Raw genomic sequence first — 15,475 nt, 5'->3', positions numbered from 1 at the left:
GAACACGGCGGCGACGACGAGGCCCAGGCCGATCGGGTAGCCGATCCAGCTGACCGTGCTGGCGGCGAGGTTCATCAGCTCGAACTGCCGCATCCCGCCGGAGCGGACCCGGGCCCGGATCAGCTCGGGCAGGGCCGCCACCCAGGCGGTGTTGAACAGCTCCACCAGCAGCAGGACAGCGGCCCCGGCGATCAGCAACGACCGGGCCCGGCCGGGCAGCCGGCGGCGGGCGGTGGCGGCGAGCACCAGGACGACGAGCAGCGTGAGCAGCACGGGAAGGTGCCCCACCAACTGCGTGATCCGGTAACCGAACATTCCCACGTCGCCTCCTGAGCGGCTGATAGATCGGCGTCAGGCTAACCGAGGCGATCCAGTCCCACCGGCCGGGCGAGCGGGTGCGTCGTCGGCCCCGGGCCCTAGCATGAGCCGGTGCCGACGACTTTCGCCTCCGGGCCGGTGCGGGTGCGGGTGCCCGCGACCAGCGCCAACCTGGGCCCCGGGTTCGACGCCCTCGGGCTCGCCCTCGCCCTGCACGACGACGTGTCCGCCGAGGTGACCTCGACCGACGTCCGGGTGGCGGTGACCGGTGAGGGGGCCGGTGAGCTGCCGCAGGACGACCGGCACCTGGTGGTGGTCGCCATGCGGGCCGCCTTCGACCTGCTCGGTGGGCAGCCGCCCGGGCTGGCGCTGGAGTGCGTCAACCGGATCCCGCAGGCACGGGGCCTGGGGTCTTCCTCGGCGGCGATCGTGGCCGGGGTGCTGCTGGCCCGGGCGCTGGTCACCGACGGCGCGCAGCGGCTCGACGACGACGCCGTGCTGCGGCTGGCCGCCGAGATCGAGGGCCATCCGGACAATGTCGCGCCCTGCCTGCTCGGCGGGTTCACCATCGCCTGGACCGAGCCGGGTGGCGGCCGGGCGGTCTCGCTGCCGGTGGCGGCCGGGGTCCGCCCCACGGTCTTCGTACCGGCGCAGCGGGGTCTGACGGCCACCGCACGGGCGGCCCTCCCGTCGACCGTCCCGCACGGGGACGCGGCGCTGAACGCGGGCCGGTCGGCGTTGCTGGTGCACGCGGTGACCGCCGAGCCGACGTTGCTGCTGCCGGCCACCGTCGACCGGCTGCACCAGGATTACCGTGCGCCGGGAATGCCGCAGACGGCTGCCCTGGTCAGCGCGTTGCGAGCGGCTGGTGTGGCGGCCGTGGTCAGTGGGGCGGGCCCCACCGTGCTGGCGTTCACCGAGCCGCCCGCGGGGTTCACCGAGGGAACAGAATGGGAAGTCTGGCGGTTGCCGGTAGAGGCGCGCGGAGCGACGGTCGCACGGGGTAGACTGGGACACGCCGAGCGGGGCCCTGTTGCCGCAGGTCGGAAGAGTTGATTACGCTCTAGACTCAGCACAGCCGCGAAGCACGCGATCTCTCTGCGGGTCGGCGCACCCCGAAGCTCTCGGCGGTCAGCCCGCCACCCCTGCCAAAGGCCCACGCCGCACCGCAGTTTCCGCAGGTCGCCGCAGACGGCGAGACCTGCTCACCGACGTTGGTGAGTTGGGAAACCGCCCGGCTGCTGTGCCACAGACTCCCGCGACGCGTCATGCGAGGCGGGTGCACCGAGGCCGCCCGGCCACCTTGCTTGTCGATCCCGGGCAGTCCCGGCCTATCGAGGGAAGGATTCCATTGAGCGACACCACCGACGTGACGTCGGATGTTTCCAACGTCGCTGGCGATGCCACCACCGCCGCCCCCGCCCGCCGTCGGCGTAGCGGCACCGGCCTGTCGGCGATGCTGCTGCCGGAGCTGCAGAGCCTGGCCGCGTCGCTCGGCATCTCCGGGACCGCCCGCATGCGCAAGGGCGAGCTGATCAGCGCGATCTCCGAGCGGCAGCAGGGCGGCGCCGCGACCGGCACCCCTCGACCGCGGGCCGAGGTTGCTGCTGCGGCTGCCCCCGTCCGGGAGGAGGTGCGTGCCGAGGTGACCACCCCGGAGCGGGCCACCGAGCCGGCGTCGGCGACCCCTGCCGCCACCGGTGAGACCGAGGGTCGGACCCGGACCCGGCGCAGCCGGGCCAGCACCGCCGAGGCCCGGTCGGCCGCCGAGCCACGGGCCGCCGAGCCACGGGCCGCCGAGGCCCGACCCGTGGAGACCCGTACCGAGGAGGCACCGGTCGAGACCGGCGAGCGTCCCGAGCGGGCCGAGGGACGCAGCGGTCGGGACCGTGGCGAGCGGACCGGCGTGGACCGGGCCGAGCGGGCCGGTAACGACCGTGGTGAGCGGACCGGCGTGGACCGGGCCGAGCGGGCCGGCAGCGACCGGGTCGAGCGGACGGACAACGACCGCGCCGGCCGTACCGGTAACGACCGTGGTGAGCGGGCCGGCAACGACCGGGCCGAGCGGACGGGCGGCGACCGTGGCGAGCGGGCCGAGCGCGGCGGCAACGAGCGCTCCGACCGGGGTGACCGCAACGACCGGGGCGACCGGGGCGAGCGGTCCGACCGCAACGACCGGGGTGACCGCTCGGGCGAGCGTGGTCAGCGCGACAACCGCGACAACCGCGACGACTCGGATGACGACGAGGGCGGTGGCCGGCGGGGTCGGCGCAGCCGGTTCCGGGACCGCCGGCGTGGCCGGGGCGACCGGGTCGAGGGCGGCAACGACAACGGCGGCGGCAGCCGTGAGCCGCAGGTCGGCGAGGACGAGGTGCTGGTCCCGGTGGCCGGGATCATCGACGTGCTCGACAACTACGCCTTCGTCCGGACCACCGGCTACCTGGCCGGCCCGAACGACGTGTACGTCTCCATGTCGCAGATCAAGAAGTACGGTCTGCGCCGGGGTGACGCGATCACCGGCGCCGTCCGGGCCACCCGGGACAGCAGCGCCAGCGGTGACCAGCGGCGGGACAAGTACAACCCGCTGGTCCGGTTGGACACCATCAACGGCATGGAGCCGGACGAGGCGAAGCGTCGTCCCGAGTTCTACAAGCTGACCCCGCTCTACCCGCAGGAGCGGTTGCGGCTGGAGACCGAGCCGCACATCCTGACCACCCGGGTGATCGACCTGGTCATGCCGTTGGGCAAGGGGCAGCGGGCGCTGATCGTGTCGCCGCCCAAGGCCGGTAAGACGATGGTGCTCCAGGCGATCGCGAACGCGATCACCCACAACAACCCGGAGTGCCACCTGATGGTGGTGCTGGTCGACGAGCGGCCCGAAGAGGTCACCGACATGCAGCGTTCGGTGAAGGGCGAGGTCATCGCGGCCACGTTCGACCGTCCGCCGCAGGACCACACCACGGTGGCGGAGTTGGCGATCGAGCGGGCCAAGCGCCTGGTCGAGCTGGGGCACGACGTGGTCGTGCTGCTCGACTCGGTGACCCGGCTCGGCCGGTCGTACAACCTGGCGGCGCCGGCCTCCGGGCGGATCATGTCCGGTGGTATCGACTCCACCGCGCTCTACCCGCCGAAGCGCTTCCTGGGTGCGGCCCGCAACATCGAGAACGGCGGCTCGCTGACCATTCTCGCCACCGCGCTGGTGGAGACCGGGTCGATGGCGGACACGGTCATCTTCGAGGAGTTCAAGGGCACCGGCAACGCGGAGCTGAAGCTGGACCGGAAGATCGCCGACAAGCGGACCTTCCCGGCGGTGGACGTCAGTTCCTCGGGTACCCGCAAGGAGGAGATCCTGCTCGCGCCGGAGGAGCTGGCCATCATCCACAAGCTCCGCAAGGTCCTGCACTCGCTGGACTCGCAGGCGGCGCTGGACCTGCTGCTCGACCGGCTCAAGCAGTCCCGCACCAACATCGAGTTCCTGATGCAGATCGCCAAGTCGACGCCGGGGGAGTGACCCCTCCCGGGTGAGACCACGACGAAGGGCACGGCCGCTCCGGTCGTGCCCTTCGTCGTACCCCCGGAGTCCTGTAGGTGGGAATCCCCGTCGGTGGACTTTTCTTTCGGCAGACCTGGCAGCTCTTGAAAGTTGTGTGCGCCGCCGGGTTGACTGGAGGTGCGGTTCCCGGCCGATCCGGCCGGGCCGGCCACCGGAGGGCGGCGCAGACCTGGGGAGGCGTGCGCCGCCCGGCGGTCCGGCCGGGCGGGCTCCTGAACCTGGGGGAGGAGCCCGCCCGGCCGGTCGGTGCGCCGGGGCAGGAATGGTGGGCGCGAGCAGCGGGAATGACGGGTGGTGGGCCGGCGTTACGACTGCCGGACCGATCGTGTGGCCCGCCCGTCGGGTCGGCTAACGCCCATGGCACACTGGTCAATCGGCCACCGGTTCCGGTTCACGCCCGAGTCCGTCGCGCACCAGGCGACGGGGGATCAGCGGCGACCCGGCGACCACCTGACGAAAGGACCGAGGCGACATGAAGCCCAACATCCACCCGGAGTACACGACGACCGAGGTCAAGTGCTCCTGCGGCAACTCCTTCACGACCCGCAGCACCGCCAAGGGCGGTTCGATCTCGGTCGAGACCTGCAGCGCCTGCCACCCGTTCTACACCGGCAAGCAGCGCGTCCTCGACACCGCCGGCCGGGTCGCCAAGTTCCAGCAGAAGTACGCCAAGGTTCAGGCGAAGAAGGCCAAGTAGCTCCACCGACGACGCCCGTGTCCGGCCCCGTGCCGGACGCGGGCGTCGTCCGTTACGTCCTACTTTTCACCTCAGCCTTCCCTCTGCACCGGATCCGTCGAAGGAGCACCCCCACATGAGCAGCGAGCGCCTGGCCGCCCTCCTCGACGAGTACGCCGAGCTGGAGAAGCGGCTGGCCGACCCGGCCATCCACGCCGACCAGAACACCGCCCGCCGGGTCGGTCGTCGTTACGCCGCGCTGGTCCCACTGCACAAGGCCGCCGACGAGCTGGAGCAGACCCGCGCCGACCTGGTCGCGGCCCGGGAGCTGGCAGCCGAGGACCCGGCGTTCGGCGAGGAGGCGGACTCGATCGCGGCGACCCTGCCGGCGCTGGAGGAGCGGCTGGCCGAGCTGCTGATCCCCCGCGACCCGCACGACGCCAAGGACGTGATCATCGAGATCAAGGCCGGTGAGGGCGGCGAGGAGTCCGCGCTGTTCGCCGGGGACCTGCTGCGGATGTACACCCGCTACGCCGAGCGGCACGGGTGGCTGACCGAGGTGATCGACGCGCAGGACTCCGACCTCGGCGGGGTCAAGGACGTCTCGTTGGCGATCAAGACCAAGGGGGTCCCGGACGGCGGCAACGGCGTCTGGTCCCGGCTGAAGTGGGAGGGTGGCGTGCACCGGGTCCAGCGGGTCCCGGTCACCGAGTCGCAGGGCCGCATCCACACCAGCGCGGCCGGCGTCCTGGTGCTGCCCGAGGCCGAGGACGTCGACGTCACCATCGACCCCAACGAGCTGCGCATCGACGTGTTCCGCTCGTCCGGGCCGGGCGGCCAGTCGGTGAACACCACCGACTCGGCGGTACGGATCACCCACCTGCCGACCGGGGTGGTGGTCTCCTGCCAGAACGAGAAGTCCCAACTGCAGAACCGGGAGCAGGCGATGCGCATCCTGCGGGCCCGGTTGCTGGCGGTGGCCCAGGAGCAGGCCGACGCCGCCGCCTCGGACGCCCGCCGGGCGCAGGTGCGCACCGTGGACCGCTCGGAGCGGATCCGCACCTACAACTTCCCGCAGAACCGGATCACCGACCACCGGATCGGCTACACGGCGTACAACCTCGACCTGGCGCTCGCCGGGGAACTGGACGGGGTCCTCGACGCCCTCACCGAGGCCGACCGGGCCGCCCGGCTGGCCGGCGACACCGAGCTGACCCGCCGCTGACCGCGCCCCGCCACCGGCGCCCCACCAGCGGTGGCCCGCCACCGGCTGCGTCGCCGCCGGGCCGGGTCACCCGGGCCGTCCCCGGCGCGGTCAGGAGGCGCGGGTGCGGTTCTTGGCCCGCAGCATCTCCCGGTCGGCGATCTCGAACGCGGCGCCGAGGGCGTCGCGTAGCGCGGTCCCGGTGCCGCTGACCTCGGCGAAGCCGATGCTCAACCCGACCGGAGTGCCGGGCACCAGCGACTCCCAGTCCTCGGTACGCACGGCCGCGTCGATCCGGCGGGTCACCTCGGCGGCCTCGGCCATGCCGGCCCCGGAGAGCACCACCACGAACTCGTCGCCGCCGTAGCGGGCCACGAAGTCGCCCCGCCGCATCACCCGGTTGATCACCCCGGCGATGCGTTGCAGCACCAGGTCGCCGGAGTGGTGGCCGTGGGTGGTGTTGACCGCCTTGAAGCCGTCCAGGTCGCAGACGCCGATCACCACCCGCTCGCCCCGGGACACCACCGAGGCGATGTGCCGCTCCAACTGACGCCGGTTGGGCAGCCCGGTGAGCGGGTCGGTCAGCGCCTCACCCTCGTAGCGGGCCGCCTCCCGGCGCATCTCCTCGTGGTCGATGCGCAACGCGATGCCGTCGATGTAGACGTCCCGCAGCCGGTCGTTGCGCTGCCCGGCCAGCCGGAACGCCATCCGGTCGGCGCGGTGCGCGGCGGCGTGGTCGCCGGCCCGGGAGAAGGCGATGCTGCGCAGCCGGGACGGCTCCGCCGCGCCGAGCGTCTCGGCCGACACCCGGGCCGAGTCCAGCCGGGTGATCGCCTCGATCGGGCGTCCGTCGGCGACCGCCAGGCAGACGTGGCCGAGCTGCCGCATGTCCCGGGCCCGGGCGCTGTCCCCGCTGTGGTCGAGCAGCCGGGCCGGCTCCGGGCCGACCGGGCCCGGGTCGCCGAGCGCCGTCCGGCGGGCCGCCGCGTAGCCGTAGGCGGCGAGGCTGCTCGGCCGCAGCCGCTCGGCCCGGCCGTCGGCGACGAAACGGGCCAGGTCGGCGGCGATGTCGCGGAGCACCCGCAGGCAGCCGTCGCTGTCGCCGTTGTGGTCCAGGGCGACGGCGTTGCGCAGCCGGATGCCCGGGGCGGCGAAGGTCTCCTCGGGGATGCCGGCGGCGGCGCCGTGCTGGCGGGCCCGCTCGATCGCGCCCAGCGCATGGCCGTGGAAGCTGAGGTAGGAGTAGGCCATCGCCAGGTCGTGCCAGCCCCAGGCGGTGTCCCGGTCCCGGTCCTCCGCCGCCTTGAGCGCCCGCGAGGCCCGGACCAGGTGCATGACGCAGCGGTCCAGCGCGCCCTGGTGGTGCGCGGCCAGCGCGGCCAGCGCGTTGAGGTGCCCGTGCAGGTAGGGCTCGGGGAGGTCCCGCACGGCCCCGGAGGCCTCCTCGATGGCCCGGGTGAACTCGGCCGTCCGACCGAGGTTGATCAGCGCGCAGAGCCGCTGCACCAGCGCGTCGGCCTTCGTGTACGGGTCGGCGGTGGTGCGCAGCACCCGGTCGAGGACCCCGACCGCCTCGGCCGAGCGGCTGGCCTCCTGGAGGTCGCGGGCATGGGTCAGGGCGTCAACCTGGTCATCGACCCGGTCGAGCCACCCCACCTGGCGAACCTCCCGTCGGTGTGCGCCCGGCCGCACCCACTCGTGGCGCGGTCGACGACGCCTCATGATTATGGCGTGACCTCACTCCCGCGCCACCCGTCCGAAGGGACAGAACGCGAGCGGACTTCGCCCGTGGTGGCCCGAGCCGCCCGTACCCTCGCCGCCGCCGGGGTGGCGTCGGCCCGCGCCGAGGCGGAGCAGCTCGCCGCGTACGTGCTGGAGGTGCCCCGGGGGCGGCTCGTGCTGTCCGACGGCTTCACCCACGCCCAGCGGACCCGCTACGAGGCGCTGGTGGCCCGGCGGGCCGATCGTGAGCCGTTGCAGCACCTGACCGGCCGGGCCGGTTTCCGGCACCTGGAGCTGGCGGTCGGGCCGGGGGTCTTCGTGCCCCGCCCGGAGACGGAGCTGCTGGCCGGCTGGGGGATCGAGCGGGCGCTGACCCGGGACGCCCCGGTGGTGGTCGACCTGTGCAGCGGTTCGGGGGCGATCGCGCTGGCGGTGGCCCAGGAGGTGCCGGCGGCCCGGGTGGTGGCGGTGGAGCGGTCCCCGGCCGCGCTGCCCTGGCTGCGCCGCAACGCCGCCGAGCGGGCCGCCGCCGGGGACCGGCCGGTCGAGGTGGTGGTGGCCGACGTCACCGGTGCGGGGCTGCTCGCCGACCTGGTCGGTGCGGTGGACGTGCTGCTGTGCAACCCGCCGTACGTGCCGCGTGCGGTGGCGGTCCCGCCGGAGGTGGCCGGGTACGACCCGGACGAGGCGGTGTTCGGCGGGGCCGACGGGTTGACGGTGTTGCGGCCGGTGCTGCGCCGGGCGGCCGAGCTGCTACGACCCGGCGGCGAGCTGGGCGTCGAGCACGACGACACGCACGGCGCGGCGGTGCCGGCGCTGCTCACCGCCGACGGCCGGTACGCGGCGGTGCGGGCCCACCGGGACCTGGCCGGGCGGGCCCGGTTCGCCACCGCGTCCCGCCGGTCGGACGGCCCGCACGCCGTCCGGGCGTCGGCGTGGCAGACTGGCTCCTCGTGATGCTCTACGACTGTCGGTCGCCCGCCGACCGGGACCGCGGTGTCGCCGCGGCGATCGAGGCGGTCAAGAACGGCGAGCTGGTCGTTCTGCCCACCGACACGGTCTACGGGATCGGCGCGGACGCGTTCACCCCGTACGCGGTGAAGGCCCTCTCCGATGCCCGGGGCGGCAGCCAGGCGGCGCCGCCGGTGTTGATCGGTTCCCGGCACACCCTCGACGGCCTGGTCTTCTCGCTGCCCAAGGCGGCCCGTGACCTGGTCGAGGCGTTCTGGCCGGGGGCGTTGACCATCGTGGTGGAGCACTCGCCGAGCCTCGCCTGGGACCTGGGCGACGCCAGCGGGACGGTCGCGGTGCGGATGCCGTTGCACCCGGTGGCGCTGGAGGTGCTGCGGGAGACCGGCCCGATGGCGGTGGCCTCGGCCAACAAGGTGGGCCAGCCGGCGGCACTGACCGCCGAGCAGGCCCGCGACCAGCTCAGCTACTCGGTGCGGGTCTATCTGGAGGCCGGGGAGTGCCCCGATCCGGTGCCGAGCACCATCGTCGACCTGACCGCCGAGGTGCCCCGGCTGCTCCGGGTCGGCGCGATCAACCTGGACCAGCTCCGTGACGTGGCGCCGGACATCCTCGACGAGCGGGGAGCCTGAGTGCCGCCGTTCACCGTCCTGCACGTCTGCATGGGCAACATCTGCCGGTCCCCGATGGCCGAGCGGTTGCTGGTGCTCGCCGTCCGCGAGCGGTTGGGCCGGCTCGGCGTCGACCCGGCCGGCTCGGACGCGTTGCTGCACAGCCACAGCGCCGGCACCGGCGGCTGGCACGCGGGGGAGGAGATGAACCCGCCCGCCGCCCGGCAGGTGCTGGGCCGCGGTGGTGACGTGGACGGGTTCGCCGCCCGCAAGCTGCGTTCCGACCTGATCGACGCCGCCGACCTCGTCCTCACCGCCACCGCCGACCAGCAGGAGTACGTGGTGGCGTTGCGCCCGGACGCGGCCGGTCGCACCTTCGTGCTGGGGGAGTTCGGCCGGCTGCTCGCCACGGTGGACGTGGCCGCCCTGCCATCGGCCCAGGCCACCCCGGACGCCGTGTACGCCCGGGGGGTGGCCCTGGTGGCGGCGGTCGACGCGGCCCGGCAGGGGGCGGCCTCGTTGCACTCCGACGACCTGGACGATCCGTGGGGCCGGGGTGACCAGTGCTTCAGCCGGGTGGCCGACGAGATCGAGGAGACGGTGCACCCGCTCGCCTCGGCGCTGCTGCCCTGATCTTCTCGCTGCCCTGGCTTCCGGTCTTCGCGCTGCGCTGGCTTCAAGGCGGGGTGCCGGACTCCCGGCCGCGCCGGTTGCGGCGGGTGGCGGTGCCGGTCTCCTGCGGGTGATGGGTGCGGCGTGTCCCGCAGTGCGCGCCGTGTCCTTCTCGCGATCTTCCTCCGGTTTCGGGGAAAGATGAGAGTTCGGGTGGTTTTGCGGGTCATGCTGAACGGGTCCTGACGACTCCTGCGGGGAGCACTGATGATCCGGGCCCACCTCGACAAGGTGTTCACCGTGCTGATCGCCGGCGTGCTCGCCGGTCTGGTGCTGGCGGCGGCCGCCCTGCCGCTCGCCCTGGTGTTCGGCATCGGCTTCGGCGGGCTGGCGTCCTCCTACGCCGAGCTGCCCAACACGCTGCGCACCCCACCCACCGCCCAACGCTCCACCCTCTACGCCGCCGACGGCGTCACCCTGATCACCTCGTTCTACACCGAGGACCGGGTGGACGTGCCGCTGGCCAAGGTCGCCCCGGTGATGCGGCAGGCGATCGTGGCCGCCGAGGACGCCCGGTTCTACCAGCATCGGGGTGTCGACGTGCGGGGCGTGGTCCGGGCCTTCACCGCCAACCAGCGCGACGGCCGGGCCCGGCAGGGTGCCTCCACGCTGACCATGCAGTACGTCCGTAACGTGCTCAGCAGCGATCCCCGGCTGACCAAGGAGCAGCGGAAGAAGGCCACCGAGATCAGCACCGCCCGCAAGCTCCAGGAGATGCGGTACGCCCTGGCGCTGGAGCGCGAACTGACCAAGGACGAGATCCTCACCCGCTACCTCAACATCGCGTACTTCGGTGCCGGGGCGTACGGCATCGCCGCGGCGGCCAAGCGGTACTTCTCCACCACCCCGGCCCGGCTGACCCTGGCCCAGGCGACGCTGCTGGCCGGGCTGGTCCGCTCCCCGGACACCGACGATCCGATCAACGGCGACACCGACGCGGCGCTGACCCGCCGGTCGTACGTGCTGGACCGGATGGTGGCGTTGGCCCAGGTGCCGGCGGAGGACGCGGCGGTGGCCCGGGACGCGCCGCTGACGTTGCGCCCCAGCCGGACGCCGAACGACTGCACCGCCGTGCCCGAGCAGCGCAACGACTGGGGTTTCTTCTGCGACTGGTTCACCCAGTGGTGGAGCGACCAGCCCGCCTTCGGTGCCACCGCCGCCGAGCGGCAGGACAACCTGCGCCGGGGCGGCTTCCGGATCGTCTCCTCGCTCGACCCGGCCGTGCAGCGTTCCGCCGTCCGCCAGGCGACCGACATCTACGACGTCGACGATCCCCGGGCGGCGCCGGTGGCGGTGGTCCAGCCCGGCACCGGGCGGGTGCTCGCCCTGGCGGTGAACCGCCACTACAGCGTCACCCCCAACCCGGCCGGGCAGCGGAACTATCCGAACACGGTCAACCAGCTGATCGCTGGTGGCGGCGGCATCGAGGGATACCAGGCCGGCTCGACGTTCAAGCTGTTCACCCTGCTGGCCGCCCTGGAGTCCGGGCGGCCCCTGGAGACGGGTTTCATCGCGCCCAGCCGGATCGTGACCCGCTTCCCGACCGACGACGCCCGGGCCAGTTGCGGCGGCCGGTGGTGCCCGGCCAACGCCACCCCCGAGTGGATGGACGGCTACCGCACCATGTGGACCGCCTTCGGCCGTTCGGTGAACACCTACTTCGCCTGGCTCACCGAGCAGGTCGGCGCGGACCGGGTGGTGGAGATGGCCGAGCGGCTGGGCATCCGGTTCCGCGCCGCCGACGACGCCGAACTGGCCCGGTCCGGGGCCCGCGACTGGGGGGCGTTCACCCTGGGGGTCTCCTCCACCACCCCGCTCGACCTGGCCAACGCGTACGCCACGGTGGCCGCCGAGGGGACCTGGTGTGCGCCGCTGCCGGTCGTGTCGATCAGGGACAACGCCGGGAAGGAGGTGGCCGCCGGCCGGCCCGACTGCCGGCAGGTGGTCGACACCGAGGTGGCCCGGGCCGCCGCCGACGCGGCCCGCTGTCCGGTCGGCGACCAGTCGATGTACCGCCGCTGCGACGGTGGTACGGCGGAGAAGCTCCGGACGGGGCTGGGTCGCCCGGTGGCCGGCAAGACCGGCAGTTCGGAGCGGAACGAGACCGAGTCGGTGGTGGCTTTCACCCCGCAGCTCGCGGTCGCCCAGATCGCCGCCAACCCGGACGACCCCCGGGACGCAGTCGGTGCCGCCGTCCAGTCCCGGATGGTCGACGCGGTGGGCCGGATCCTCGCCGCCGCCCTGTCCGACACCCCCGTCCGGGACTTCGTCCCACCCAACGAGTCCATCACCTACCGCCTCACCCCCACCCCCCGCACCGGCAACTGACCTCGCCCCCGCCCCCCGCCCACCCGCCCCCCGTCGATCATGGAGTTGTGGTGCTCGCAGAACAGGCTAAAACAGGCTGATCCGGCCACCACAACTCCATGATCGACAGAGCGGGGAGCGGGGGCAGGGGATCAGGGGGTCGGGGCGTGGTTGGCGATGTTGCGGGCCATGCCGCCGAAGACGACGGCGTGGAAGGGGGCCACCGAGAGCCAGTAGAGATGGCCGGGCAGGCCGCGGGGGAGGAAGACGGCGCGTTGGACGTAGCGGGTGCGGCCCTCGCCGAGCGGCTCCGCGCGCATCTCCAACCACGCCCGGCCGGGAAGGCGCATCTCGGCACGCAACCGGAGCAGCTCACCCGGGACGATCTCCTCCACCCGCCAGAAGTCCAACGCCTCGCCGACCTGGAGACGGTGCGGGTCACGGCGGCCCCGGCGCAGCCCCACCCCGCCGACCAGCCGGTCCAGCCAACCCCGGACGGACCAGGCGAGCGGGAACGAGTACCACCCGTGTTCACCGCCGACGCCCTCGATCACCCGCCAGAGCTCGGCCGGCGAGGCGTCGACCTCGCGTTCCCGGACGTCGGTGTAGACCGTGCCGCCGGACCAGTGCGGGTCCGACGGCAGCGGCTCGGCCGGTGCGTCCGGGCCGCTCGCGTTCGACCAGCGGGTCTCCACCTGGGCGTCGCGCACCATGGTCAGGGCCAGCGCGACGGCGTCGTCGAAGCCGGTCAGTCCGCCGGGCTGGTCGGGCAGCCACCGGGCGATGTCGTGTTCGTGCGCCACCGCCTCGTGGATCAGGCTCTCGACCAGGGGCCGGGCGATGGCGTTCGGCACCGGGGTGATCAGCCCCACCCAGTGCGAGGAGAGCGCCGGGGTCAGCGGGCGGACCGGCACGATGATCCGGCGGCGCAACCCGGCGACCTGCGCGTACCGCTGCATCATCTCCCGGAAGGTGAGCACGTCCGGGCCGCCGATGTCGAAGGCCCGGTCCACCTCGGCCGGCAGGGTGGCACAGCCGACCAGGTAGCGCAGCACGTCCCGGACGGCGATCGGCTGGATCCGGTTGCCGACCCAGCGGGGGGTGACCATGGCCGGCAGCCGCTCGGTGAGGTAGCGCAGCATCTCGAACGAGGCCGACCCGGATCCGATGATCACGGCGGCCCGCAGCACCACCGTGGGCACCTCGCCGGCCAGCAGGATCCGGGCCACCTCGGCCCGGGACCGCAGGTGCGGCGACGGCACGCCGCCGCCCGCCGCCGGCTCCGGCCCACCCAGGTAGACGATCCGGCGTACGCCGGCGGCCGCGGCGGCCGCGGCGAAGTGGGTGGCGGCCTCCCGGTCGGCGGCCTCGAAGTCGGCCTGCCCGAGCGAGTGCACCAGGTAGTACGCGACGTCGACGTCGGCGAACGCGGCCGACAGCGTCTCGGGTTTGCGTAGGTCCCCCTCGGCCACCTCGGCGCGGGCCGCCCAGGGCACGTCGCGCAGCCGACCCGCCCTGCGGGCCAGACAGCGCACCTGGTGCCCCTCGGCCAGCAGCCGGGGCGCGAGTCGTCCACCGATGTAGCCGGTGGCGCCGGTGACGAGGCATCTCACGGTCTCCAGTGTGCGGCTCCGTAGACTCTTTCGCTGTGGAGAACGCGAAGCACACCTTGTGGGAACCGGCCCTCGACCGGCTCGACGCCCCTGGTCCGGAGCTGGTCCGGCTGGTCTTCGGCAGTCCGGTGGACTCGCGTGGCTGAGCCGGGGGTACGCGCGCCGGAGGTGGCCGACGAACGGGGCTGGCGGTTGCGCCACCTGCCGGTGCTGCTGGCCGCCTCGGCGGTGTTGGGGGCGGTCGCGGCGGTGGTCGGCGGGCTGACCGGCGGCGGAGCCGCGGCGGCGGGCGCGGCGGCCGGGGTGGCGGTGACCGTGCTCAGCTACACCCTGACCACAGTGGTGCTGGCCTGGGCCGACGCGATCAACCCGCAGTTGGTGCTGCCGCTCGGGCTGGGCCTGTACATCGCCAAGTTCACCCTGCTGGGGGTGGTCATGGTGGCGGTGGCGTCGACCGGCTGGGACGGCCTGGTGCCGCTGTGTGTCGGCATCGCCGCCGGCGTGGCGGTCTGGACCGGAGTGCACATCTGGTGGCTGAGCAGCAGGAATTCCCGTCGACCGTGAACCGGGCGTCCCACATGGTGGACGGGTGGGCGACTGTCGGCGTGCGGTCATTCTCTCACTGGCCGAAGGGGAGTAGCGTGCCCCCAGACGATGGAGCCCGCCTGATGCCCACACAACGACGGTTGTGCGGGGGGTGAGGCACAGCCTCGTCTTCCCGACTGATATCGTTCGCCCCGTCATGGCTGGTGACCAAACCCCCCAACCCACCGGCGGTCCGGACGACGTTCCGACCGGCGCCGGTCAGGGCTGGACCGCGCTCTCGTACCTCATCGGGGGCATGCTCGTCTGGGGTTTCATCGGCTGGCTGGTCGACCAGTGGCTCGACTCCGGCGGCATCGCCACCGGGATCGGTGTCGTGCTCGGCATGGCCGGGGGGATCATCCTGGTCGTCCGTCGGCTCGGCACGCCTACTTAGGAAGGGACGCGGTGTTCGGACAGGCGAACGTCCTGGCAGCGGGCCAGGCGGCATTCCCACCCAGCGTGGAGGACTTCTACCTGCCCAGCATCCTGCCCTGGGGTGCGCACGACTCGTACTGGTTCACGAAGATCACGGCGATGGTCTGGGTCGCGGCCGGCATCCTGATCATCTTCTTCCTGGCGACCTACCGGAAGCCGCAGCTGGTCCCGACCAAGAAGCAGTGGCTCGCCGAGTCGATCTACGGCTTCGTCCGCAACAACATCGCGGTCGACATGCTCGGGCACCGGGGGGTGCGGTTCGCGCCGTACTTCACCACGCTCTTCTGCTTCGTCCTGCTGACCAACTTCTTCGCGATCGTGCCGCTGTTCCAGATCTCGCCGAACTCGCACATCGCCTTCCCGGCGATCCTCGCGGTGATCAGCTACGTGCTGTTCAACTACATCGGCATCCGGCAGCACGGCTTCGTGAAGTACTTCAAGAACTCTCTGGTTCCGCCGGCACCCTGGTTCATCCTGCCGCTGCTGATCCCGATCGAGCTCTTCTCGACCTTCATCGTCCGGCCGTTCTCGCTGGCCGTGCGTCTGTTCGCCAACATGTTCGCCGGGCACATGCTGCTGCTGGTCTTCACCCTCGGCGGCTTCGCGATGATCAGCGCCAACGCCTGGCTGGCGCCGGTCTCGGTGCTGTCCTGGGTGATGACCATCGCGCTGACCTTCCTCGAGTTCCTGGTCATCTGCCTGCAGGCATACGTCTTCACCGTCCTCACCGCAAGCTACGTGCAGGGCGCGCTCGCCGACGAGCACTGATCCACCGGGCGGGGGCTCGCGAGCGAGCACTGGTCCACCGGG

Annotated in this window: 13 protein-coding genes; 11 read left to right on the top strand and 2 right to left on the bottom strand. The window is 72.9% G+C overall.

The genetic code is table 11. The features are described from left to right. Window positions 1-429: 429 nt before the first annotated feature. From thrB to prfA, 4 genes are all read left to right on the top strand, one after another. Window positions 430-1,374 (top strand): homoserine kinase, encoded by a 945-nt coding sequence (gene thrB, locus J7462_RS14025; protein WP_219464451.1) that lies wholly within the window; start codon window positions 430-432, stop codon window positions 1,372-1,374. Between the two features lie 295 nt (window positions 1,375-1,669). Beyond that, the gene (gene rho / locus J7462_RS14020; protein ID WP_219464450.1) at window positions 1,670-3,829 is read left to right on the top strand and encodes a transcription termination factor Rho; all 2,160 of its coding nucleotides are present in this window, start codon (window positions 1,670-1,672) and stop codon (window positions 3,827-3,829) included. A 514-nt stretch (window positions 3,830-4,343) separates the two neighbouring features. Next, complete coding sequence (gene rpmE, locus J7462_RS14015) at window positions 4,344-4,568, top strand: 50S ribosomal protein L31 (RefSeq protein WP_088642795.1); 225 nt, start codon at window positions 4,344-4,346, stop codon at window positions 4,566-4,568. Window positions 4,569-4,683: 115 nt separating this feature from the next. After that, window positions 4,684-5,772 carry a peptide chain release factor 1 gene (gene prfA / locus J7462_RS14010; protein ID WP_219464449.1) on the top strand — a complete coding sequence of 363 codons (1,089 nt, stop codon included), beginning with the start codon at window positions 4,684-4,686 and terminating at the stop codon, window positions 5,770-5,772. A gap of 90 nt (window positions 5,773-5,862) precedes the next feature. Here the strand turns inward: prfA and J7462_RS14005 are convergent, their stop codons facing one another. Then, window positions 5,863-7,407, bottom strand: a complete 1,545-nt coding sequence (locus J7462_RS14005; protein WP_219464448.1) for a GGDEF domain-containing protein — start codon at window positions 7,405-7,407, stop codon at window positions 5,863-5,865. 132 nt (window positions 7,408-7,539) lie between these two features. On the opposite strand from J7462_RS14005, the gene prmC reads away from it, so the two are divergent. The 4 genes from prmC (at window position 7,540) to J7462_RS13985 (ending at window position 12,053) form a co-directional block, all read left to right on the top strand. Then, window positions 7,540-8,430: a peptide chain release factor N(5)-glutamine methyltransferase gene (gene prmC / locus J7462_RS14000; RefSeq protein WP_374197521.1), complete on the top strand. Its 891-nt coding sequence runs from the start codon at window positions 7,540-7,542 to the stop codon at window positions 8,428-8,430. Then, entirely contained in the window at window positions 8,430-9,074 is a 645-nt protein-coding gene (locus tag J7462_RS13995; protein WP_208568501.1) for an L-threonylcarbamoyladenylate synthase, read from the top strand. The genes prmC and J7462_RS13995 overlap by 1 nt, the downstream gene beginning before the upstream one ends. After that, window positions 9,075-9,686 (top strand): phosphotyrosine protein phosphatase, encoded by a 612-nt coding sequence (locus tag J7462_RS13990; RefSeq protein WP_219464446.1) that lies wholly within the window; start codon window positions 9,075-9,077, stop codon window positions 9,684-9,686. Window positions 9,687-9,932: 246 nt separating this feature from the next. Next, the gene (locus J7462_RS13985; RefSeq protein WP_219464445.1) at window positions 9,933-12,053 is read left to right on the top strand and encodes a transglycosylase domain-containing protein; all 2,121 of its coding nucleotides are present in this window, start codon (window positions 9,933-9,935) and stop codon (window positions 12,051-12,053) included. 131 nt (window positions 12,054-12,184) lie between these two features. On the opposite strand, the gene J7462_RS13980 is transcribed toward J7462_RS13985, so the two are convergent. Next, a complete protein-coding gene (locus J7462_RS13980) occupies window positions 12,185-13,645 on the bottom strand; it encodes an SDR family oxidoreductase (RefSeq protein WP_219464444.1) in 1,461 nt (486 codons plus the stop codon). A gap of 138 nt (window positions 13,646-13,783) precedes the next feature. Here J7462_RS13980 and J7462_RS13975 point away from each other — a divergent pair, with 138 nt between their 5' ends. From J7462_RS13975 to atpB, 3 genes are all read left to right on the top strand, one after another. Continuing rightward, window positions 13,784-14,209 (top strand): hypothetical protein, encoded by a 426-nt coding sequence (locus J7462_RS13975; protein ID WP_219464443.1) that lies wholly within the window; start codon window positions 13,784-13,786, stop codon window positions 14,207-14,209. Window positions 14,210-14,387: 178 nt separating this feature from the next. After that, complete coding sequence (locus J7462_RS13970; RefSeq protein WP_208568404.1) at window positions 14,388-14,624, top strand: AtpZ/AtpI family protein; 237 nt, start codon at window positions 14,388-14,390, stop codon at window positions 14,622-14,624. Window positions 14,625-14,635: 11 nt separating this feature from the next. Continuing rightward, window positions 14,636-15,433: a F0F1 ATP synthase subunit A gene (gene atpB, locus J7462_RS13965; RefSeq protein ID WP_208568405.1), complete on the top strand. Its 798-nt coding sequence runs from the start codon at window positions 14,636-14,638 to the stop codon at window positions 15,431-15,433. The last annotated feature ends 42 nt before the right edge of the window (window positions 15,434-15,475 follow it).

Source organism: Micromonospora sp. RL09-050-HVF-A (assembly GCF_019374995.1).
GTDB lineage: Bacteria > Actinomycetota > Actinomycetes > Mycobacteriales > Micromonosporaceae > Micromonospora > Micromonospora antibiotica.
Note: the sequence above shows the minus strand (reverse complement) of the source record. Positions and strands in the feature narration are given on the sequence as shown.

Coding starts and splice junctions, on each gene's coding strand:
- J7462_RS13970 (WP_208568404.1), top strand. CDS start 14,388: ATGGCTGGTGACCAAACCCCCCAACCCACCGGCGGTCCGGACGACGTT.
- J7462_RS13985 (WP_219464445.1), top strand. CDS start 9,933: ATGATCCGGGCCCACCTCGACAAGGTGTTCACCGTGCTGATCGCCGGC.
- rpmE (WP_088642795.1), top strand. CDS start 4,344: ATGAAGCCCAACATCCACCCGGAGTACACGACGACCGAGGTCAAGTGC.
- prfA (WP_219464449.1), top strand. CDS start 4,684: ATGAGCAGCGAGCGCCTGGCCGCCCTCCTCGACGAGTACGCCGAGCTG.
- J7462_RS13995 (WP_208568501.1), top strand. CDS start 8,430: ATGCTCTACGACTGTCGGTCGCCCGCCGACCGGGACCGCGGTGTCGCC.